At 57.2% G+C, this 20544-nt stretch carries 21 protein-coding genes and 1 pseudogene; 7 read left to right on the top strand and 15 right to left on the bottom strand.

Translation table 11 applies throughout. The features are described from left to right. The first annotated feature begins 67 nt into the window (after window positions 1–67). Entirely contained in the window at window positions 68–583 is a 516-nt protein-coding gene (locus ACQKPZ_RS05315) for a DUF4880 domain-containing protein (RefSeq protein ID WP_391135207.1), read from the top strand. Window positions 584–747: 164 nt separating this feature from the next. Here ACQKPZ_RS05315 and ACQKPZ_RS05310 read toward each other — a convergent pair whose 3' ends face one another. The 4 genes from ACQKPZ_RS05310 to ACQKPZ_RS05295 form a co-directional block, all read right to left on the bottom strand. Next, window positions 748–1719, bottom strand: coding sequence for a LysR family transcriptional regulator (locus ACQKPZ_RS05310; protein ID WP_427535935.1), 972 nt, complete (start codon window positions 1717–1719; stop codon window positions 748–750). A 233-nt stretch (window positions 1720–1952) separates the two neighbouring features. Beyond that, the gene (locus tag ACQKPZ_RS05305) at window positions 1953–3278 is read right to left on the bottom strand and encodes an NAD(P)/FAD-dependent oxidoreductase (protein ID WP_427535934.1); all 1326 of its coding nucleotides are present in this window, start codon (window positions 3276–3278) and stop codon (window positions 1953–1955) included. Window positions 3279–3295: 17 nt separating this feature from the next. After that, entirely contained in the window at window positions 3296–4189 is an 894-nt protein-coding gene (locus ACQKPZ_RS05300; RefSeq protein WP_427535933.1) for a dihydrodipicolinate synthase family protein, read from the bottom strand. A 214-nt stretch (window positions 4190–4403) separates the two neighbouring features. Further along, on the bottom strand, window positions 4404–5381 hold the full coding sequence (locus ACQKPZ_RS05295; protein ID WP_403196521.1) for a LysR family transcriptional regulator: 978 nt from the start codon (window positions 5379–5381) through the stop codon (window positions 4404–4406). Between the two features lie 155 nt (window positions 5382–5536). Between ACQKPZ_RS05295 and ACQKPZ_RS05290 the strand changes: the two genes are divergently transcribed. The 5 genes from ACQKPZ_RS05290 (at window position 5537) to ACQKPZ_RS05270 (ending at window position 11115) form a co-directional block, all read left to right on the top strand. Next, window positions 5537–6847, top strand: a complete 1311-nt coding sequence (locus tag ACQKPZ_RS05290; RefSeq protein ID WP_427535932.1) for an MFS transporter — start codon at window positions 5537–5539, stop codon at window positions 6845–6847. Further along, on the top strand, window positions 6847–7605 hold the full coding sequence (locus tag ACQKPZ_RS05285) for a class II aldolase/adducin family protein (RefSeq protein ID WP_427535931.1): 759 nt from the start codon (window positions 6847–6849) through the stop codon (window positions 7603–7605). Before ACQKPZ_RS05290 ends, ACQKPZ_RS05285 begins: the two co-directional genes overlap by 1 nt. Before the next feature lies 1 nt (window position 7606). After that, window positions 7607–8539, top strand: a complete 933-nt coding sequence (locus tag ACQKPZ_RS05280; RefSeq protein ID WP_427535930.1) for a 2-hydroxyacid dehydrogenase — start codon at window positions 7607–7609, stop codon at window positions 8537–8539. A gap of 26 nt (window positions 8540–8565) precedes the next feature. Beyond that, entirely contained in the window at window positions 8566–9582 is a 1017-nt protein-coding gene (locus ACQKPZ_RS05275) for a histone deacetylase family protein (protein WP_427535929.1), read from the top strand. Between the two features lie 213 nt (window positions 9583–9795). Further along, window positions 9796–11115 carry an OprD family porin gene (locus ACQKPZ_RS05270; protein ID WP_427536080.1) on the top strand — a complete coding sequence of 440 codons (1320 nt, stop codon included), beginning with the start codon at window positions 9796–9798 and terminating at the stop codon, window positions 11113–11115. 178 nt (window positions 11116–11293) lie between these two features. On the opposite strand, the pseudogene ACQKPZ_RS05265 reads toward ACQKPZ_RS05270, so the two are convergent. After that, window positions 11294–11418, bottom strand: a pseudogene (locus ACQKPZ_RS05265) (Cro/Cl family transcriptional regulator); the annotation flags it as partial. Window positions 11419–11666: 248 nt separating this feature from the next. Between ACQKPZ_RS05265 and ACQKPZ_RS05260 the strand changes: the two are divergent. Then, window positions 11667–12947, top strand: a complete 1281-nt coding sequence (locus ACQKPZ_RS05260) for a hypothetical protein (protein WP_427535928.1) — start codon at window positions 11667–11669, stop codon at window positions 12945–12947. Window positions 12948–13027: 80 nt separating this feature from the next. On the opposite strand, the gene ACQKPZ_RS05255 is transcribed toward ACQKPZ_RS05260, so the two are convergent. The 10 genes from ACQKPZ_RS05255 to ACQKPZ_RS05210 all read right to left on the bottom strand — a co-directional run bounded on the left by ACQKPZ_RS05255 (window position 13028) and on the right by ACQKPZ_RS05210 (window position 20224). Then, window positions 13028–14383, bottom strand: coding sequence for a hypothetical protein (locus ACQKPZ_RS05255; RefSeq protein WP_427535927.1), 1356 nt, complete (start codon window positions 14381–14383; stop codon window positions 13028–13030). Between the two features lie 28 nt (window positions 14384–14411). Continuing rightward, complete coding sequence (locus ACQKPZ_RS05250) at window positions 14412–14846, bottom strand: hypothetical protein (protein ID WP_427535926.1); 435 nt, start codon at window positions 14844–14846, stop codon at window positions 14412–14414. Between the two features lie 299 nt (window positions 14847–15145). Continuing rightward, window positions 15146–15592: a hypothetical protein gene (locus ACQKPZ_RS05245; protein WP_427535925.1), complete on the bottom strand. Its 447-nt coding sequence runs from the start codon at window positions 15590–15592 to the stop codon at window positions 15146–15148. Next, window positions 15582–16301 carry an oxygen-regulated invasion protein OrgB gene (locus tag ACQKPZ_RS05240; RefSeq protein ID WP_427535924.1) on the bottom strand — a complete coding sequence of 240 codons (720 nt, stop codon included), beginning with the start codon at window positions 16299–16301 and terminating at the stop codon, window positions 15582–15584. The genes ACQKPZ_RS05245 and ACQKPZ_RS05240 overlap by 11 nt, the downstream gene beginning before the upstream one ends. Next, the gene (locus ACQKPZ_RS05235) at window positions 16273–16845 is read right to left on the bottom strand and encodes a hypothetical protein (protein WP_427535923.1); all 573 of its coding nucleotides are present in this window, start codon (window positions 16843–16845) and stop codon (window positions 16273–16275) included. Before ACQKPZ_RS05235 ends, ACQKPZ_RS05240 begins: the two co-directional genes overlap by 29 nt. Continuing rightward, a complete protein-coding gene (locus ACQKPZ_RS05230) occupies window positions 16829–17551 on the bottom strand; it encodes an EscJ/YscJ/HrcJ family type III secretion inner membrane ring protein (protein WP_427535922.1) in 723 nt (240 codons plus the stop codon). Before ACQKPZ_RS05230 ends, ACQKPZ_RS05235 begins: the two co-directional genes overlap by 17 nt. After that, window positions 17548–17856, bottom strand: coding sequence for a type III secretion system inner rod subunit SctI (gene sctI, locus ACQKPZ_RS05225; protein ID WP_391128191.1), 309 nt, complete (start codon window positions 17854–17856; stop codon window positions 17548–17550). The genes ACQKPZ_RS05230 and sctI overlap by 4 nt, the downstream gene beginning before the upstream one ends. 60 nt (window positions 17857–17916) lie before the next feature. Next, complete coding sequence (locus ACQKPZ_RS05220) at window positions 17917–18177, bottom strand: EscF/YscF/HrpA family type III secretion system needle major subunit (RefSeq protein ID WP_427535921.1); 261 nt, start codon at window positions 18175–18177, stop codon at window positions 17917–17919. A gap of 16 nt (window positions 18178–18193) precedes the next feature. Continuing rightward, a complete protein-coding gene (locus ACQKPZ_RS05215) occupies window positions 18194–19360 on the bottom strand; it encodes a PrgH/EprH family type III secretion apparatus protein (protein WP_427535920.1) in 1167 nt (388 codons plus the stop codon). A 162-nt stretch (window positions 19361–19522) separates the two neighbouring features. Beyond that, window positions 19523–20224, bottom strand: coding sequence for a winged helix-turn-helix domain-containing protein (locus ACQKPZ_RS05210; protein WP_427535919.1), 702 nt, complete (start codon window positions 20222–20224; stop codon window positions 19523–19525). Window positions 20225–20544: the final 320 nt, after the last annotated feature.

The following is a 20544-nucleotide window of genomic DNA, read 5'->3' as shown; positions in this document are numbered from 1 at the left end:
CCTACGCTGGTCTCGCATCAAGGAAGATGCCCCCACCCCTTCCCCCTTTGTAAGCAAGGAGCTGTCCATGACCCGTCTGCTACTGCCCCTTGAGCACCCGACACCTGCTGCCGAACACGATGCCGAACACGCACTGCTGCATGCCCTGAAGCGGCTGCCCCGGCGCGTGCAACAAGTGTTCCTGCTAAACCGCCTCGACCAACTGGACTTCGCCAGCATCGCTGCTCGCCTGGACCTTCCCCTGGCCAGCATCGAGCGGAACATGGACCAGGCGCTGCAGGCCGGCCGCTCGCGCCGGGATGTACTGGCGAGTGTTGCCGGGCAATGGTATGTGCGCTTGCAAAGCCCCCAGGTGACGGCATGCGAACGGATCGACTTTCGTCGCTGGCTGGATGCGGATACAGCAAACCTTCAAGCGTTTCACGAAACAGAACTGCGCTGGCGCAGCCTGCTTGCACCGGCACGTCAGCTGGGCCATGACGGCTGGTACCGTCAAGGCCGGGCAGCACTGTCGCTGGGCGGATGTTCGATTGCAGTCGGGCTTGGTGTGGCGGCGTTGGTACTGTTTGGTTTCTGGGCCTGATCCCAGCGCGGGGCACTTACGTCAGTTTGACCGCTAGCCAGCAGGGCACCGCGGGCAAAACTGGACCGGTAAGCCGCATTACGCCAACGGATACCGACATTCTTCAACGGGCAGGCGGTGGCAACCCCTCGACGTTCTCGAACTGGAAGGTTCAAACCTTTGTATCAGATGACTGTTGAAGCAACCCCAAACGCTTCCAGTATCCAGTCACGAACCCGAATACAAGCATCATCGTCTTTCTTCTCCTCCCTGAAGGTCAGAAAATGCTGGCTGTCCTTGTGCGTCAACTCCTCCTCAACTGGCCTGACGAGCAAGCCCTGCTGGATAAGCGGTTCCACCAGGTAATGCCAGCCCAGCGCGACCCCCTGGCCAGCGACCGCCAATTGAACAAGCGAGCTGTAGTCGTTGGAGTGATACAACTGCGCGCCATTCACGACGCGCGCATTCAGGTCGACATGGTGATACTCGAACCAGACATACCAATCTACATGCTCTGCGATCTGTGACCTACCGTAGGGGCTGAGGTTGAGCAATGGTTTCTGGCTCATAACCTCAAGGTCTGTCAGGTCAGGATTTTGCTCGAGGTATTCAGGGCTGCATATTGGATAAATCACATCGCAAACAAGTGGGTAGCTGCTATAACCCTCTCGTATCTTTGAGAGCTTATTGACAAATATATCAGGTTGAACGCCTGGCTCCATGGTCAAGAAGTTTTGAGTAACCACCGTATTCAGATCAATATCCGGGTTAGCCGCCAGGAACTCAGGAAGACGAGGCGTAAGCCACAAGCCCGAAAAGGCGGGCGTACAACAAATGGTAACACTACGCTTACCGCTCGTTTGCCTGCGGATACGGCTTGATGCCTGAGAGATATTGCTCAGCGATAATTGCACCGCATCAAAAAAGGCCGCACCTGCCGGCGTCAGCTGCACGGCGCGCCCGTTCCTTATGAACAGTTCCGCGTTCAGGAAATTCTCAAGCTCGCGAATCTGGCGACTGATTGCAGCTTGGGTAACACACAGCGACTCTGCAGCACGCGTAAAATTCAAATACTTCGCCGCGGCTACGAATGCTTTCACGGCGCGCAATGAAGGCATTTGAATCAGGGACAAATCGGGTTCCGTATGCTTTACCATTCGCCTGTACCATTTATCAAACAAAAATACGACATTTGGATCACGGCAGCCTTGATCAAGCCTAACCTCTCATATTTATTCTTCTTGTTTCGTCACGCCGCCAGCCGAGCATGCACCCGACACGCTTTATGCCGACTTCGTAAACACCAACAGCGGCGCGGAATCTGATCTCATGATACTGAAAAAGGGCCTTCATGGAGGCCCCTTTTCATCTTGCTGAACAGCTAAAAACCTTACTCGTCGCCTGCGCGAAGCTCCTTGAACTTCATGTTGGCTTTCGCACCAATGGTCAAGAAAGGCTGTGGCGGTAGCTGCCTGGGCTTGTCATAGCCCTCAAGAATATCCACCAGCTCGCTCTTCACGCCCAAAGCCAAATCCGCTGCCGCAATACCGGCGGCGGTCGATTTGGACGCGCCAAGGCCATTGCAACCACAGGCCGAAATCACACCTAGGGCCACCTCCCCGAACGCAGGAACGCTGTTCCAGGTAAGGGCCATCGGGCCGCCCCAGCGGTACTGCATACGCAGCCCTTTCAACGCCGGGAAACGCGTGATGAATTTCTGGTCGTGAACCCTGCCGGCACTGTTCACCTGGCTATCACCGATGGTCAGGCCTGGATTGTAGGAGTACCGCCAACGCACCAGAATCCGGTCGCTACCGCCATCGCTTATGCGGCGAATGGTTGTCCCCATTGGGAGTGCCGGGGTTGCAGCCCAGGTACGGTGACCTGGAAGGCGCTTGGGATCAAAGCGCTCGGTCAGCGAGGCATAAGTGAAGACGTGCAGCAGCTGCCCTTTAAAGAAGCCGAAGCTCTGCGCATGCCCATTGTTCGCCAGAATGACTTTACCTGCGGTAACAACGCCCTTCGGCGTTTTTACCACCCACGATCCCCCCACGTTCTTGAACGACAGGGCAGGCGTTTGCTCATACACACGAACAGGATCATTAAAGCTATCTGCGATTCGGCGTACATAGTCCGCTGGCTGAATCATCACCGTACCAGGCATGAACATACCGGACGTGTATGCAGGGCTCCCTGTTACATCGCCGATTTCCCGGGTGTTGAGCAATTCGTACTTTTCACCCAGCGCGTCGAGCTGCTTGCCGTACGACAGGATGTGCTCATCACCGTGGGTACCCCGGGCAACGCTGTATCGGCCACATGGGGCAAAGACCTCTTTGCCCCAGCCGTGCTCGCCAGCCAACTCCATGCCCAGCGCAATCGCGGTACGGTAAAGCTTGATGTCGCGACGTGCGCGGTCAAGCGAACCACCGCCCAGCCCTTCTGCAGAAACCTCATGGGGAAGGTCGATGATGAACCCGGAATTACGCCCTGAAGCCCCATCGCCGACCAGGCCGGCTTCGAGCACGACTACCTTGACGGTCGGATCCAGTCGAACGATTTGACGGGCAGCGGACAGCCCGGCGAAGCCACCACCAATGACTACGACGTCTGCCGTAATAGAGCTTTCCAATGCTGGCTTGGCCACGCGGCGGGGCAACATCTCTGCCCAGCCGGAGCTACCGTTATTTGCAGGTAATTTAGAAGCAACAAACATGTCGGCTTCTCCAGCGATCAACAAGCGGTAGCTTCGCGCTCGATCAGCGGCGCCAATGCTTCACGCAGCGCACCCAACTTGGCTTCGGCCAGGCGGGCAAGCGGACGGCGTGGATTACCTGCGCCGTAGCCCATGATTTCTGCACCGGCGTAAACAGACTGGACGTAGTCACCCTGCCAGATCAGGGACATGACCGGAGCCAGCGACTTCCAGATCGCTTGCACCTCATCCCACTTGCGTTCAGCAGCAGCGTTCACCAGGGCAACACAGGTTTTCGGTGCCATGTTGGCCCCACCCCAGATCAAACCTGCGGCACCCGCGAACAGGGCGTAGGGCACCAGCGGATCGGCACCATTCATGGTCGGCAGACCGGTGCGCACCAGGGAAGCTTGAGCTGCCAGATCACCGCTGCTGTCCTTCACGGAAACGAAGTTGGGGATTTTGCTCAGTTGCCTGAACAGCGAAGGCGTGACCTCGACGCCTACCGCCTGTGGAACGTTGTAGCCAATGATCGGCAGGCCGGCCTCGGAAACCTCGGCGTAGAAGTCGATGATGCCCTGGTCGTCGGTTGGGCCTTCGAAGAAGGGTGGCAGCACCATGACACCGTCGGCGCCACAGTCCTTCGCATGACGGGTACGCTCGACAACTTCGTCAACCAGCAAGGCGGAGGTCTGCGCGATCATGCGAGCACGACCGTTGATGACTTTAGCGCCGAAAGCAACCAGCTCCCTGGATTCGTCCTTGCTCAGATACACGTGCATTCCGGTTCCGGAGCTCAGCACAAAGCCATGCACACCGGCCGCAATGTAACGCTCGATGAGCGCTTCAAATCGCGAATAGTCGATTTTGCCCTGGGCATCGAACGGCGTGGTGATGGCAAGGTTTACACCGGAAAAATTGAATGCAGACATCGTAAAACCCCTTATTGTTCTCAGCTGGTCGATCCAGCCAAACCATCGAGCGGTGGATGCTCCAGGAAAAGGGTACGGATGAATTCATTCTGTATACAGCGACATTTCCGGGGACGACTTGATGAGAAATTGTTATACGGTTGGCGCGCCCTACAGGGGCGATGGCCCAGAAGACCACACGCCCGCATCAGCGAAAAGCCTGCGACCCGGCCGATCAAAACCGCTCGGCCGGGTCTGTGGTCATGAGCATCTGCTGGAACCGTTCCAGGAAGATCGACTCGGCCCGGGTCAACTTCTGTTCGCGGTTCCAGAGCAGGTATACGTTCACATCGATCACCCCGTCCCACGGCGGCAAACGCCACAGCTCATTGGCCTGCACATCTGCCGCGACGATGTGCTCCGGCAGGCAGCCGATGCCGTAGCCCGCCCCCACCAGCCGCAGGATTTCATCCAGGCTCGGCGATGACGCGACGATGCGCCCGGTAAAGCCCTGCTGATCACGGAAAACCGTGAGCGGCGACAGGTTGCCGCCCATCTGGTCACTGGTAAAGCTTACGAAGTGCTCGCCCTGAAGGTCGGCCACGGTGAGGTTCTTGCGACCAAAAAAGCGATGGCGCTTGCCGCAGAAAAACGCGTAGCGCTGTTCAAGCAGCACCCGTTGTTCCAGCCGGGGCTGGGGCGTGCGGCACAGGCTAAGGCCGAACGAGGCGGTCTTCTGCAACAGGCCACTGACCACATCCGAACTGCGCAGCACATCGATCTCCAGTTCCACCTGCGGGTAGTCACTGTGGAACTGCGCCAGGAAATCGTCGTAGGCACGGGACTGGATGCGGCTGATGCTGAGCAGGCGGATCTTGCCCGTTACCGTTTCGGCCGGGCTGTCCAGCGCAGGCCCCAGCCGCGAGACCGTGCCGTACAGTTCGGCGGCGATCTGCATCACCTCCTGCCCCGCTTGCGACAGGTTGATGCGCGGCCCGCGGCGCACCACCAGGGCACTGTCCAGTTGCTCCTCCAGGCGCCTGAGCGCCTGGCTGACGGCCGGCTGGCTGAGGTGCAGGCGTGCCGCGGCACGGCTGATGCTGCCCTCCTGGCCGATTACCAGAAAGGTGCGCAGCAGGTTCCAGTCGAGGCGGTCGTTGAGAAAACGCTTGGCTTCGGGGTCCCTGGCCAGCGGCGGTGATGTCGGCGTCATTATTTGTTGGTCTTATACTTGAGTATTTAAATTAGAAGCTTTTCCTAGAATAGAACTTGGCTCACCATCAAGCAACGCACCGCCAGAGTGCCTTTGTCCTGCCCGTGCAGGGCTCTCCTTCTCCTGCCTATAACAATGACGCCCAGGAGCCTCAGATGACGAGCAATACCCCCACCCCGCGTCGTGCCGCGGCGGCTGCCTTCATTGGCACCACCATCGAATTCTACGATTTCTACATCTACGCCTTCGCCGCAGCGCTGGTGCTCGGGCAGCTGTTCTTCCCCAGCGAAAACCCGATGCTCAGCACCATGGCTGCGTTCGGCAGCTTTGCCGTGGGCTTTATCGCCCGGCCGTTCGCCGGCATGGTGTTCGGCCACCTGGGCGACCGCCTGGGGCGCAAGAAAATGCTGCTGGTGACCATTGTGCTGATGGGTGTGGCCACCACCTGCATCGGCCTGCTGCCGACCTACGCCCAGGCCGGTATCTGGGCCCCTATTGGCCTGATCTTCCTGCGCCTGCTTCAGGGCATTTCGGTCGGTGGCGAATGGGGTGGCGCGGTGCTGATGGCCAGCGAACACGCGCCCAAGGGGCGTAAGGTGTTCTTTGCCTCGTTCGCCCAATGGGGCAGCCCGGCGGGCCTGCTGCTGGCACTGATCGCGTTCCGCTTCATCACTGCCATGGAGCCGGAAGACCTGATGAGCTGGGGCTGGCGCATTCCGTTCCTGATGAGCGGGCTGCTGATGATCGTGGGCCTGCTGATCCGCTTTGGCGTGCCGGAGTCACCGGAGTTCGCCGAGGTCAAGAACAGCGACCAGACCAGCGACAACCCGGTGCGGGAAGTGCTGCGCAAGCACTGGCGCAACATTGTCTTCGCCGCCCTGGCCGTGACCATTGGTTCTGGCGGGTTCTTCTTCACCAACACGTTCATGATCACCTACGTCACCCAGTACCAGGGCATCGCCAAGACCACCATCCTCGATTGCCTGTTCGTGGTCACCATCCTGCAGTTTCTCTCGCAACCTTGTTCGGCCATGCTCGCCGAGCGCCTGGGTGAAGGGCGCTTCCTGAAGTGGGTTGCGGCGCTGTGCATGGTGGTGCCCTACCCGATGTTCCTGTTGGTGCAGACCGGCAATGTGGTCTACATGACTGCGGGTATCGCCCTGGCCGTGGTCCTGCTGTCGGCGCTGTATGCCGTGATTGCCGGCTACATGGCCGAAGCCTTCCCGGCCCGTGTGCGTTACTCGGGTATTTCCATCGCCTACCAGTTGGGCAGCGGCCTGACCGGTGGCCTTACGCCAATGCTGGGTACCTTCGTTGCCGGCCAGTTCGCCGGGCAATGGGTACCGCTGGCACTGTTCTTCAGCGTGCTGGCCCTGATGTCGCTGGCCGGCGTGCTGGGGCTCTCGCACCTGCGCAGCGCCGCTGCCAGGCCGGCCGCCCTCTCCCCTTCGCAAGGAATCGCCTGATGAGCAACAAGCCTCACGCCATGTCGGAAACCGAATGGCAAGCACGCTGCGAGCTGGCTGCGCTGTATCGCCTGATCGCCTATTACCGCATGACCGACCTGATCGATACGCACATCACCCTGCGTGTACCCGGGCCTGACCGGCACTTTTTGATCAACCGCTATGGCGTGGCATTCGAGAAGATGCGCGCCAGCGACCTGGTGCTGATCGACCTGGACGGCAACGTGGTCGACAGCCATTTCAACGGGGGCAAGGTCAATGCGGCCGGATTCGTGATCCACTCGGCTATCCACGAGGCGCGCCCGGACCTGCACTGCATCATCCATACCCACACCGCGGCGGGCATGGCGGTGGCTGCACAACGTGACGGCCTGTTGCCGCTGACCCAGCACGCGCTGAAGTTCTACGGCAACCTGGCCTACCACACGTATGAAGGCATCGCGCTGTCGCTTGAAGAGCGCGAACGGCTGGTCGCCGACCTTGGCCCGCACAAGGCGATGATCCTGCGCAACCACGGCCTGTTGGCAGCCGGCAGCAACGTGGCCGCCGCGTTCCACGAGATCTATTTCCTGGAGCGCGCCTGCCAGGCACAAATCCAGGCAATGTCTGCCGGTGTGGCGTTGAACATTCCCAGTGAGGACGTGTGCCGGCACACCGCCGCACAGTTCGGGCGCGATGGCATCGACGGCATCATCGACATGGCCTGGCAGGCCGCGCTGAGCCTGATCGACGAGCAGCGCAGCGCGTGGTGCAGCTGACATGGCCAGCCTCGTACTGCTTTGCCAGAACCCCGCGTTGACTGACTGGTTGGCCACGCTGTTCGCCGAACATGCCCCACAGCTCGACATACTGCGCCCAGACGATGCGCGCGCCCGGCATGCCGAAGTGGCCGTGTGCTGGTTCCCGCCCGAAGGCAGCCTGGGCCGCTTGCCCAACCTGCGCCTGGTGCACTCGATCGGCTCGGGCGTCGACCACCTGGCCCAGGACAGTTCACGCGATGCGTCGCTGCCCGTGTGCCGGGTGGTCGACCCTGACCACACGCAGGGCATGAGCGAGTACGTGCACTGGGGCGTACTGCACTTTCACCGGGGCTTCGATCAGGTGATTGCCGGCAACCCTGGCCAGCACTGGCAGCGCCCGGTGCAGCGCAAGGCCGGGGACGTGCGCGTCGGCGTGATGGGCCTGGGCGCTATCGGTGCACCAGTGGCGCAACGGCTGGCAGCGGCGGGTTATGACGTGCGCGGCTGGGCACGCACCCCGCGCCAGATTGACGGCGTAACGACCTTCGCCGGCGCAGGTTCACAGCAGGCCTTTCTCACCGAACTGGACGTGCTGGTCAACCTGCTGCCGCTTACCGCCAGCACCCACGGCCTACTGAACCACGCGGTGTTCCGGCACATGGCAAAAGGCAGTGCCCTGATCAACTGTGGCCGTGGCCAGCACCTTGACCCGGATAACCTGCGCGAGGCGCTGGCCAGCGGGCAGTTGCGCGGCGCCCTGCTCGATGTGTTCGAACAGGAACCCCTGCCAGCCGATTCACCGCTATGGCACACGCCGGGTGTGTGGGTGACACCACACATGGCGTCAGCCGCATCCGACCTGTGCATCGCCCGGCAAGTGGCCGACAACGTGTCGCGCCTGAGCGCCGGGCTGGAACTGAACAACCTGGTCGACCCCGAACTGGGCTATTGACCGCACGCGTTACCAAGAGGTGATCCATGAAAACGTTTTTCCATCCTGCCCAACGCCTGCACCACCCCCGCTCCTACCTGTCGCGGGGGCAGATGCGCCAGCCGCAGGAAATACCGGCACGCATCGACCCGCTGCTGGCCGTGGTCGAAAAGCTCGGCTACCCGCTGTTCGAACCCGCCGACCACGGCATGGCGCCGCTGGCGGCGGTGCATGGCCAGGCGTACCTGGACTACCTGGGCAGCGCCTACCAGCAGTGGCATGAAGTGCCGGAAGACTGGGGCGATGAGGTGATGTCCAACATCTACATCCGTGAAGGCAATCCGCTGCGTGGCATCCTCGGCAAGACCGCCCGCTACCTGGCCGATGGCAGTTGCCCGATCGGCGAGCACACCTGGCAGGCTGCCTACTGGTCGGCGCAAAGCGCGGTGGCCGCAGCACATGCGCTGATCGAAGGCGACCAGGCCGCCTATGCCCTGTGCCGGCCACCAGGGCACCATGCCCGCGCCGAGGCCGCAGGTGGGTTCTGCTTCCTGAACAACGCCGCAATCGCCGCCCAGGTGCTGCGTGGCAAGTTCGCCAAGGTGGCGGTGCTCGACACCGACATGCACCACGGCCAGGGTATCCAGGAAATCTTCTACGACCGCGACGACGTGCTGTACGTGTCGATCCATGGCGACCCAACCAACTTCTACCCGGTGGTCGCCGGTTTCGATGATGAGACCGGGACGGGTGCCGGTACAGGCTTCAACCTGAACCTGCCCATGGCCCACGGCGCCAGCGAAGCGGACTTCTTTGCCTGCATGGACCAGGCAGCAGCGGCACTGCGCGCCTTCGCCCCGGATGTACTGGTGCTGTCGCTGGGCTTTGACATCTACGAAAACGACCCGCAGTCCAAGGTTTCCGTCAGCCACGAAGGGTTCCGCCTGCTGGGGCAGCGGATCAAGCAGTTGGGCCTGCCCTGCGTTGTAGTCCAGGAAGGTGGCTATGACATTGCGACCCTGGATGAAAACGCCTCGCGCTTCTTTGCCGGCATGACCGCCTGAGGCAAACCTGAAGTACTCCGGGTTGCCCTGGGCAACCCGGCTTATCGAGCAATAGAACAATAAAGAACGCAACTTGCCTCGCCCGCATGTTAGCGCTCAGGCTCCCGGCTGCCCGTCGCAGACGCCGGGGCAATAACAATAAATCTTCACGCTGCCGTTCTTGAACCTGGCAATAAGGAAGTATCCATGTGGCTTAAAACGTTCACCTTGGGGATGGCCGGCGCTAGCGTCTGCCTGTACGGCTCGATCGCCTGCGCGGCCGAATCGGACCATGGCTTTATTGAAGACAGCACCACCACTGTCGGCTTGCGAAACTTCTACTGGAACGCCGACAACCGTAACGGCAGCTACCTCAACCCGGCCGGCGAGCGGCAAAGTTATCGCCAGGAATGGGCACAAGGCGTGCTGGCCAAGTTCAATTCCGGCTACACCCAAGGGTTTGTAGGGTTCGGCCTCGACCTGCACTACATGGGCGCGGTGAAGCTGGACGGTGGCAAGGGCCGGGTTGGCGACGGTATCGGCAATGGCGGCATCGTCTCGCGCGATAACCAGGGCGACCCCAAGGCTGAATATTCCAAAGCCGGTGGCTCGGTGAAGATGCGCGTAGGCAGCACCGAATTTGCCTATGGCGACCTGTTCCCCGATTCGCCGGTGCTCAAGTACGGCGATATCCGCCTGCTGCCGCAAACGCTCAGGGGCTGGAACATCACCGACCATTCCTTTGCCGGGCTGGCCCTGAACGCAGGGCGCTTCACCTCCAGCAGTGACCGGGCAGAAACCAATCACGGCGGCAAGTTGGGTACCGCCTACGGCGGCCGCCAGGCTGACAGTGACTTTGTCAGTTACTACGGTGGCATTTACACCGGCCTTGAAAATGTGAAGATCAAGCTGTTCGGATCCGAGCTGGACAATATCTGGAACCAGCAGTTTGCCTCCATCGAGTACCGGGTACCTTTGAACGTGGGTGGTGTGATCAACACCGGTGCCAACTACTACCGCACCCGTGACACCGGCAGCGCTCTGCTAGGCGACATTCGCAACGATGCCTGGAGTGCCCGGGTGGGGTATGCACGGGGCGGTCACAAGTTCGAAGTGGCCTACACCCGCATTGATGGCGACCAGCCGTTCGACTATGTGTGGAACAGCTTCGACATCGAGCTGGATGCAGCGTCACAGGCCAGCGACTTCAACAGCCCCAATGAAAGGGCCTGGAGCGCACGTTACGACCTGGACGCGGCCATCTTTGGCGTGCCCGGGCTGACCTTCACGGCGCGCTACATACGTGGCACCGATATTGATGGCCGCGACGCTCGCGGTGCCTATTCACGATTCCAGGCGGTGCGCGACGGATCGCAATGGGAGCGGGACTTGTGGGTGAAGTACGTGGTGCAGTCCGGGCCTGCGAAGAACCTGTCGCTGCGCCTGCTGCATGCGTCGATGCGCACGGGTGGCGATTACGGGGCAATTGCCAATGACCTGGACCAGACACGGATCATTCTGGACTACCCGCTGGACCTGAACTTTCTGAAATAACCGGTAAATCTGCGCGGGGCTTTTGAAACAACTGTGCTGCTCAAACGCTGAGGGCCCGCGCCATCCGTGGGTGCGGGCTTGCCCCGCGAAGCGCCGCACGGGCGGCGCTCGATGTCAGCAGCCCCACGCGACCCAAGTCAGACACCTGCCAACCCTTGGTACGCGCGAAAAAACAAATAAATGACCCCATGCACCGACACGCCCCCAGAAACTCGCAACCCCATCGCACAACAGCGCCGGGTAGTGACTGTTTAATGCCTTCAAATAAAGCTGGCCACCTTCCTCGGCCAACTTGCGAAAAATTTTCCAACTGAAGCGAGTTCAAGACACGTAATCAGCTCCCTTCCTCGAAATGACATCAACAATGAGCGAAAAGTGATAGATATCAGCCCTAATTCCAGTACATTTATCGGGCCGGTCGCACGGGCTCAAAAATCAATAACTGCACCTAAACACTTGATTATCGAAACAGCCTAGGTTTCTCACAACCAGCCCCTAAATGCACCGCCACCACTGGACAACTACCCACAAAACAATAATGGAATCCACAATTGGAAAGCGTTTTTAGTACAATCACCACTCAACGCCCACCCTCTCTCACAGAAGCGACAACAGGGAGCAAGATTCCTGCCAACGTATTCGCCAACACCTCAACGGTATCGGATCAAGAAGAAACCCACCTGAATGACATCGCCACATTACTTATATTCGGAAAAAAAGTGGAGCTTAGCAACAACCTAAAACACTTAAACATAACCGATAGCCCTCCAGCCTTCTATATAAACCACACCGTGGCAAACACCTTGATTCGCAAAAATATCAACCCGCCTCCCCCAAAAAAATACGAAGGATATGACCGTTTAACCCAAGCATTGCGACACATATCACTCGCAGTGAACACTGCAATGAACCTAAAACTAAATAGTAATCCACTTGAAGTTCAGGCAAGTGTATTTTGCAATGTGCTTCATCTCTCATCCAACTTTCACGCAGACAAGATCCAAGAGGCTCTCCGTAGTGCACTGACAGACAGCGACGCATTTAAATCTGGCCACGAACGAGTCCAGACCGCTGAAAGAGAAAACTGGGATAAAGTGATAAGCGCCAGGCGCATCCGACACCACAGAAAACTTATGGAGACTTTCGCCTCAATCGGCTCCGTGCTCAGGGCAGTAGGCAAGGCTCACACAGAAATCATTCACGACAGAGGAGTCCCAACTGGCACCAACTTGAACAAGTCAATTATCGCACTGCAATGCGAAGCCGGGTTCTTTACCATTTTCAACGCTTTAGAAGACATTAAACGTTTCGGCACCTCCAACCATATCATGGTTCATTCGTCTCCCCTCAATATGGAATCAAAGCCCTACCTACCGAAAGGTGTAACCGAGACGATGCATGCAGAACAGAATATAGAAGAATACCTGGCCAAGTTTTCCGACATGATTTACGATCAAGCCATTGCAAAATTGGGATTGCAAAAGGGGCAGCACATAATCGTAAACATGGCAGGAAGATTTGTTCCCTGCGCCGTATGCAAAGAAGTTGAGCATGCCAGTACCAGCGGTGGAGTTTTTGACCCAAAAAACAACAAATTTGTATTATGGCGCAGTTCCGACCGAATTGGCATGGCCTTTAAAAACGAAGTACAACACCTGGCAATTCATGCATTGCGCCGTAACGACTCAGATGAAGCACTGGAACAGGCATTAAAAATCAGAGATGGCTTTATACTACACCAAGAATCACTTCAGTCTTATGGAGCACCGGTAGTAACCTGCTTTTCGCTGGACACAGACAGCGAAAGCTCAGATGACCAAAGGGACGACTGAAATCATCACCAGCAGAAAACAATCATGTTTTTTTGGGGGGGGGCTGGCATGACTCCGGATCACGCCAGTTGTCTCCTAAACTAGGCGGCGCCCCTTAAAACACTGGTTAATATTTCACTCCCGATGGAGGTTGACTTCAGGTCATCGTAGTTCAATTTATTGCCATACCCAAGCGCCGCCTCACCATCAAAGACACCGACAGAAGCGAGCATGATCTCATGGTAAGAATGATGATTCTTCGGAGGAAGTAGATTACCTAACATCACCAGCCGAGCTTCTTCAAGTGTTGGAAGCTGACTTGTATCGGCCTGCTTGTCATAGCTCAACATCTCTCGACACATGGCGTAGTGATTCAAATATCGCAGGGTATGCCCGCTAGGTCCGGAGATGACAGGCTTGCCGTGTGCGATTGCGTCAAGCACCCACTGGTTAACATTCTTGTCCTCAGCATCTGACCACCTGACCACATTGGACAACCCCCCCGTAGTATGTTGGCGATACTGGCTTCCCAAGGGGTTACTGTCTCTGGAGTTAGCCTCATCATTGGTGAATGTCTCTGTACTCCACCTAATATTCAGAGTTTCAAACAACGCCTTGCGCGCGGACGGCTCCATGCCCTGTAAAATATGAAGAACACCGTCACGATGATCCGCAATACCGAACGTATCCTGGAAGTAATTTGGTTCATCGCTTTTACCGGCAACCAACTCATTCCATCTATCCGCTATCAAGTTGGCTACATCTGCCGGATACTGAATGGGATTATTGACCTGCCAGATCTCCAAATCAAATCGATGCGAATTCCAGGGAAAGATCGGATTATCCGGGGTTCGGACATGATTGAACATGCACTGCCGCCTTTCCATACCCGGAACATTATATATTGCATCCTCAGCCTTTATAAGTGTCGCTAGCACGTGGGCATCCAAATTGTCTTTATCAGCAATGAGTTCCTTCGCACCACCAATATTCTTACTTTCATGCCGAATTTTTTCTTGCTGTTCAGGTGTAAAGTCTGAAAACTTCATAGGCGCACCTGTACACAGCCTAATATTCCTGGCTATCGCGTTAAGCTTACTACTGGTCGCCAACCCCTTACCAATGGCCACTTCAATTGTCCTATTTTTTTTCGCGGCTGCTTTATAGGGCTCTTGGTCAAAAACATTCGCATGCACATCAACCTTACCACGCCCAGCTATCTCCTCCATACTTTTAGATGACAACACGCTATCGAAGGGAACAGGCTGTAATAATGCATGCTTTTCCTCACGAAGATTTGAAGTATGCAAATTTAACCTATCCATCACTTCACTCAACTCTCCGGCTTGAGCTGGCGTTGTCAAGGTAGCATTCTTTAGAATACCCTTATCTTCCGCATCGAAATTTTTAGCGGAAAGCACACACAAAACAGATGCAGACCTACCAATAGCAAGCATAGACACCACCTCGAATTAAATTCTAACCTTAACGGCGACCAAGACAAGAATTCAAACTCATATACCCCTTTAACAGGGCTATGAACGTCGCCTCCAGCAGACCACTAACAATATCTTTTGAACCCATAACCTTGTAATACACCAGCACATTATCCTCAAGAGACAACATATCACCATTTGAGTTTATATCGGCATAACAAGGCAATTCAGCGAGCTCATTCAACTCATTATCAGTAAGCGGTGCCGGCAGTAATTTTTTGAAGAAAAATACCAGCTTCTCCAAATCACACTCATACTTCAAACAAAAAAAATCCCCGCTGCGTAAGCGCAGCGCAATCTCACTGGGATCATCAAAATGAATATCACTCAATTGATACTGCTCTTTCAAAACATCCAATAACTTACTGATTTCGCACTCTACCTCAGCCCTCAAAGGATTAGACACAGCTGTTAAATGATACATCGACCACCTATCATTGCCTTTATACTTACAAAAAGAACGGCCACCACTTCACCGGACGAAGCCTTCACGTTTTGTTAATCACTTCCCAAAACACGTCGGGGGGGGCCTGCGATGACTTTTGACTCGCTCTATTTTACACCACAATAACAAATCATTTAGACATGCCGTGTTAGCGCAGGATATCGCACAAAGATAATCACTTCTTGCACATTCAGCTCATTCCCCCACCCTGCCAAATAGCACGACCAGCTGGACCGTGTTTATCATCAGCCACGAAAGCGTACTTTCTCGCAACCCAGTTACCAACTGATATTTTCGCGGCTGTCTTCATCCTCAGATGGTTTGAACACATCCTGCATGAACTCCTTGAAGAACATATTGGCCGATGAAACCGACACCAGCGCAGTTCTTATCTCCTTATAAGCCTCACTGTCTTCCAAACCTTGCTCTTTCATCCGCACCATCACCTGCGTCAACGCATCCATTTGCTTCTGCGTCGTTTTATAGGGCAGTTCGCCACCGGTATTCGCGTATTGTTTCATGTAATCCTGAATGCTGCCCGGCGAGGGTGTCGTGGACGCTATCCACTTCATGAACTCATCGTAGAACTCAGCAAACTCCGGATCCGGATCGGAACGGGTTTCCCCAACCTGAAGCTCCATGCGCTGGTCCAGGGGCACAACCGTCTCAGTGCCTTGTGGCACGGCTTGGCCGCGACCTACGACCGAATAGATATCAATGGTCATCACTGTTACCCGATTCAAAACTATGATTCGGGCTTTCCCCCTCCTTGTTCAGCTCGGCGGCCCAACTGATAAACAAGCGCCTCGACGCTTCATCAAGTTGACGAACGCTTTCCGGTAACTGCTTGAGTTGGGCCATCAGGCGCGGCGACAGGCGCTCCTGGGTGGCGCCGATGTCGAGCTCGACCACCTGATCCGCCAGGCGAAACAGGAAACGTTCCTGGTCATGGAATTGGATATCCACACGCTCGACACCCAAGCCCTGCAACTTGCTTTTCAGCGCCACCTGCTGGGCCTTGCAGCGCAGCGGCAAGATAATCTGCAGCGGCTCCCGGCCTCGATCTACCCATCCATCCTGCCATCGCTGTAGCAGCTCATCGAGCAGTCGGTCCTCCATCAGCACACCCCCCAGCAATGACCGGGCAGCCTGTACCAGTTCGGCCTGCAGCGCGCTCGCCATCAGCCGCGACCGTAGCAAAAGCCCGCTGATGTCAGCTGCGACTTGCAGCACTCCCTGGGAATACCCGTCCTGAAAGGCGTTCGCCCGAACAATGTCAGCCTCTTGTTGCGCTTGCGCCATACACGACTTGGCCCGCTCGCGGGCTTGCTGCATCAACAACCGGCGATCGCGCTCAGCTGCCCGCTCTTCATGCCTCAGCAGGAGGGCATCCGTGGCCGGAACATCAACAAGCGTTCTGATGGATTCGAGCATGTTGTACCGCCAGGGTAAAAAGTGATGGGTTCGGCGCCAGTCGCGGCATGGCTTGCTGCAACTCGACCACGCGTGGCGAGAACTGCAAGAACAGACGCTGCATGAGCGCCTTCGGGATGTGTTGATGCCAGGCTGCCAAAGCAGCAAGCCCCAGGGCGCCGAGCGATTGCTCAAGCCCATCTGCTTCGCTGACCGCAACCGCTGGCCGAGTACCCAGATCGATACGGGCGAAGGCTCTTGCCGGCACATCGAGCTCACGCATACACGCCCCGCGAGCCAGCTGCGGCCACAGCAGGTGCGCCCCCATGAGGTGGGCGACAGCGGGCAACTGTTGCCAATGTGCAACCCAGTAATCAGTCCACGGATTGCGCCTGAGCTGCTGCGGATCGGGGCAGCTGAGCGCCAACCCCCTCAGCAACGCTTGGTTGAGCAACACCCGGGCGGCCGGCTCTTCCAACAGCGCTGGCACAACACCCCGATGCGGGTGCAGATAGTCCAGCGGCTGATGCAGGATGGCGCGCAGCGCTTCAGTTCCGCGGAGCATGTTCGACCTCTTTCGGCTGGCGGTACAGCATGACCGCGTACGCTACCGCAGCCAGAACCCCCAGGACGAAAACCCCATAGAGCCAGGTGAACGCGGAAGCGCGAGGTTCCACGTACGGGGCAGCATGCTGAATTGAAGCCCGCTTGGACAAGACCACCGAAATGTGGTCGTAGTCCACGGCCGAGAAACTGTTCTTGAGAAAACGCTTGATATCGTTGACCAGCAACTGTGGCTCGCTATCACGCTCATACACCGCCAACGCCGAGAGATGGATGGGCGCAGCCTTGCGACCGCTTTCTCCGGTTTCCAGGTCATAACTCACATGCACCCGCGCCGAAACCACACCCTCCAGGGTGTTCAACGACTGCTCCAGGCGCTGCTCCAGCGCACTGTACAGCCGCGCCTTTTCGGCTCGCGGCGAAGCGACCAGGGAGTCGGCAGGAAACATCTGAGCAATTTCGACACGCGGCCTGGAGGGCAGTGAATACAAGGCCAACAGATCGACCGCCGCCGCAAAGTCCGCTGGTGCGATAAGCACCGAGTAGCCGGTCTTGCCTTTATCCACCTTGGTCGCAGTAATGTTGTTGCGCTGCAGCACCGAAATCACTTCATTGACCTGCTGCTGGTCAAGGCCCTCAAGCAAACTCGGCTGGCGACAGCCGACCAGCAGTAGACAGAACAGCACAAGACAGCCATATAACCTCATGACGAACGTAACAAGGTTTCGGCCGTGGTCACCGTTTTACGGACCAGGACGTTGAGTAAGGAGACATCGATGTTGTACTGCGCCGTGAGCAACTGCAATTCGCTCAAAACTTCGGGGTTGGTGATATCCGGGCGCGTCAGCATGGCATTGATCCTTGCGTGATCACGCTCGGTATCCACAGCGGTACTGGCGAAATGCTCGATCAAACGGCCCTCCAGGGAAACCACCGCGCCAGGCTCGGGGCGCGCCAATTCGGCCATGCGAAGCGAACTCAGGTTCACTGAAGCCAAAGAAGAAACAGACATGGGAACACTCGCAAAAAGTACCCGACAGGCTTACCTGCCCGCCGAGAAGGACCACGGGACTTAACGTGCGGCGGACACTATCGCCGTATCAATTTCCTTGAAGCCCTTGATCGTATTGGTCGCAACGTTACGGAAAACGTTGTACGAAGAGAACGCAGCCTGATAGGCCGCCAAAAGCGTGGGGTCGGAGGCATCTTCATGCAATGCGGCCAGTGCCTCATCAAGTTTGGTTTTGAGGCCAGTGGCGCCGTCTTCGAAGTTCTGAGCCTGCCGACCCAGGAAATCATCATGAAACTCAATGGGATTTGAAACTCCACTCATATAGCACCCGTCATTATCAAAGGGGTTTAGGAAAGTACCAGGATGACGGCGTCATCTTGATGTAGCCCTGAGGGCCATACTGGAAGGACTTGCCCTTGCGCCAGTCATCCTTGAGCTCGATTGCGAAATGAACGTATCGCTCACCCCACTGGCGACCGAATGCCGTAACAAAGTCGCCCAGGGCCTGCAACTCGGCGTCCTCGAGCGTGCCATCGACCGTAAAGGTCACGCCGTCAGCATGCTTGTGCCGAGTAAAGAGCAGTGCCAAGCGTTGCAAGCCTTGCTCGGCCAGATGCAAGAGTTCGTCGTCGTCACTACGCACGATCTTTATTTCGCGAGCGTAGGGCGCGACTGCGCCCAGCGCACCCTCCAGGCGGCGCTGCAACTCGGGTGTCAGCACGCTGCGTTGGCGACTGATCAACAATCGCGGAACAAGCGGATCACTGAGATCCATACGGTGATAGGCAAGTTGCGGCGCCAGGCTCGACACCAGACTCTCCAGGCGCCGGCGCTCGTCGTACAGGGTCATCACCTGAGTCGCCGAGTACCCATTGCGCACCAACACCTGTCTTCCCCACCCGGCATCGCGCTCGGAGTCGGCGAAAACGTAAATCGCCTGGTCGCGACCATGCACCACGATCATGCTGTGATTGCCCCCGGCAATCAGCGCCTCGACATTCGATACTGGCGTGGGGCGCGAGGCGTACCAACCGAATATCGCCACACCGACCACCATCGCCAACACGGCTCCAATAGCCACTCGCCGCGAGACAGTACTTGGCGCCCGAGCCGGCTCGGGCTCTGCAAGCACAGCCGGCCCTCGTACCAACAACTCGCTCTGCCACGCCTCATGGAACGGGCGCACGGCGATTAGCAACCCCGATAGATTTTCCAGTGACTGGAATGCAAGGGGGCGCTCAACCACACCTTTGTCGCCCAGGATACGCACCACACACCCCGAGCCGTCATTGTCGCCAAGCAATACCTCGAAGTTGCCCCCACCGCACTCCAGCGGAATGTAGATCGCATCTGCCGGAACACTCAGCGGATGCTCGATGGAGCAAAACTTTGCCTCGGAGCCCACGACGAAAAGAGTACGCTGCTGCGCCAGATCAAACTCGCAACCCTGTAGCGGACCACTGAACACCCTCAGGACGTATTGCGTTGCAGGGGAGTCCTGCATGCTGTTCACCCCCGGTATAACAATAGGAAAAGCGCCTAACGCTTCGACGTGCAATCAATGATAGGGAGTGGCCGGCAATCAATCCTGATCAAACTATGAGGAAAAACCGGTACCCATGATGAGTGTCCGGCTATAAGCGCCCACAAACCAAGCTGGCTGTGATCAACCCGACGGCAAACCCAGGGACCAGAGCCATGATGAGTTACACCACTTTTTGGGACTCGATCGCAGCCGCTGCGCCACCAGCGAAACCAGGCGCTGCAATGCTTGTTCCCAGCCGCCGCATGCCACCAGCGTTTCACCATGCAGCAGCGCATGGTTGCGACCTCGAGCCAACTCGACGGACAACACCCCACAGCCCGCCTGAGAAATACAGCGGATACAGAGATAAAAATCAGGCGTCATTCGCTCAACTATCGACAGCCAATCTTCTGAAACTTGCGCATTGGCGGTCAGCCCAGCCGGCATCACACACAGGCTTTCACCGAACGCGGCGGCCAGCCGGCGAACCACTTCGCACTGGATTTCCAGGCCGCACGCCTGATCCTGCGCCCACAACGGCAAGACCAATAACGAGGGCACCGACGACGGCGAGGATGACGAAGCGACTGTTTCAACGACCCGCCCTGCAAATCGATAGCCTTTGCCATAGACCGTCTTGATATAGTCATTCTCACGCCCCAGCAACTTGCGCAGCGCGTAAATACAGCGGGTAAGCGACTCCTCGGCTACATCGCAGTGGGGCCACACCTGGTCAAGCAGCCAGCCCTTGGGAACCAGCGAACCCGCAGCCTCCAAGAGTAGCCGCAACACATGCAATTCCTTGGGTGGAAGGTGTAGTCCGTTACCGTCATGCAGAAGCAATCCATCTCCCTGCAAAATCCATCGGTCAAAAACAAACGACCGGCTTGACGATTGATCAGAGCCCCATCCCATAACGCAACTTGCCCCCCTGTACATTAAGCAGGCCGCGGTATTGTCTAAGTGAGCCCGCGCCCCGACTTGAGAGCTCAACTATAGGGAAACATACACTTACAATATTTGGGAATTTTCCTTAATAGCACAGAGATTAATCCGTCCGAAGGGCATTACCTTTTAGTACTGAGTCGTCGACGTATGCCACGCGGCGTATACCCTGAATTTTCCCCGCAAAAAAACTGCGCGCCCTGATGGGCGCGCAGTTT

It is taken from the genome of Pseudomonas sp. NPDC089547 (genome assembly GCF_050280665.1).
Taxonomy (GTDB): domain Bacteria; phylum Pseudomonadota; class Gammaproteobacteria; order Pseudomonadales; family Pseudomonadaceae; genus Aquipseudomonas.
This window is presented reverse-complemented; position numbering and strand designations above follow the sequence as displayed.

What these genes read in the sequence shown, in the direction of transcription:
- ACQKPZ_RS05315 (WP_391135207.1), top strand. Translation starts at nt 68, where the DNA reads ATGACCCGTCTGCTACTGCCCCTTGAGCACCCGACACCTGCTGCCGAA.
- ACQKPZ_RS05310 (WP_427535935.1), bottom strand. Translation starts at nt 1,719, where the DNA reads ATGGTAAAGCATACGGAACCCGATTTGTCCCTGATTCAAATGCCTTCA.
- ACQKPZ_RS05305 (WP_427535934.1), bottom strand. Translation starts at nt 3,278, where the DNA reads ATGTTTGTTGCTTCTAAATTACCTGCAAATAACGGTAGCTCCGGCTGG.
- ACQKPZ_RS05300 (WP_427535933.1), bottom strand. Translation starts at nt 4,189, where the DNA reads ATGTCTGCATTCAATTTTTCCGGTGTAAACCTTGCCATCACCACGCCG.
- ACQKPZ_RS05295 (WP_403196521.1), bottom strand. Translation starts at nt 5,381, where the DNA reads ATGACGCCGACATCACCGCCGCTGGCCAGGGACCCCGAAGCCAAGCGT.
- ACQKPZ_RS05290 (WP_427535932.1), top strand. Translation starts at nt 5,537, where the DNA reads ATGACGAGCAATACCCCCACCCCGCGTCGTGCCGCGGCGGCTGCCTTC.
- ACQKPZ_RS05285 (WP_427535931.1), top strand. Translation starts at nt 6,847, where the DNA reads ATGAGCAACAAGCCTCACGCCATGTCGGAAACCGAATGGCAAGCACGC.
- ACQKPZ_RS05280 (WP_427535930.1), top strand. Translation starts at nt 7,607, where the DNA reads ATGGCCAGCCTCGTACTGCTTTGCCAGAACCCCGCGTTGACTGACTGG.
- ACQKPZ_RS05275 (WP_427535929.1), top strand. Translation starts at nt 8,566, where the DNA reads ATGAAAACGTTTTTCCATCCTGCCCAACGCCTGCACCACCCCCGCTCC.
- ACQKPZ_RS05270 (WP_427536080.1), top strand. Translation starts at nt 9,796, where the DNA reads ATGGCCGGCGCTAGCGTCTGCCTGTACGGCTCGATCGCCTGCGCGGCC.
- ACQKPZ_RS05255 (WP_427535927.1), bottom strand. Translation starts at nt 14,383, where the DNA reads ATGCTTGCTATTGGTAGGTCTGCATCTGTTTTGTGTGTGCTTTCCGCT.
- ACQKPZ_RS05250 (WP_427535926.1), bottom strand. Translation starts at nt 14,846, where the DNA reads ATGTATCATTTAACAGCTGTGTCTAATCCTTTGAGGGCTGAGGTAGAG.
- ACQKPZ_RS05245 (WP_427535925.1), bottom strand. Translation starts at nt 15,592, where the DNA reads ATGACCATTGATATCTATTCGGTCGTAGGTCGCGGCCAAGCCGTGCCA.
- ACQKPZ_RS05240 (WP_427535924.1), bottom strand. Translation starts at nt 16,301, where the DNA reads ATGCTCGAATCCATCAGAACGCTTGTTGATGTTCCGGCCACGGATGCC.
- ACQKPZ_RS05235 (WP_427535923.1), bottom strand. Translation starts at nt 16,845, where the DNA reads ATGCTCCGCGGAACTGAAGCGCTGCGCGCCATCCTGCATCAGCCGCTG.
- ACQKPZ_RS05230 (WP_427535922.1), bottom strand. Translation starts at nt 17,551, where the DNA reads ATGAGGTTATATGGCTGTCTTGTGCTGTTCTGTCTACTGCTGGTCGGC.
- sctI (WP_391128191.1), bottom strand. Translation starts at nt 17,856, where the DNA reads ATGTCTGTTTCTTCTTTGGCTTCAGTGAACCTGAGTTCGCTTCGCATG.
- ACQKPZ_RS05220 (WP_427535921.1), bottom strand. Translation starts at nt 18,177, where the DNA reads ATGAGTGGAGTTTCAAATCCCATTGAGTTTCATGATGATTTCCTGGGT.
- ACQKPZ_RS05215 (WP_427535920.1), bottom strand. Translation starts at nt 19,360, where the DNA reads ATGCAGGACTCCCCTGCAACGCAATACGTCCTGAGGGTGTTCAGTGGT.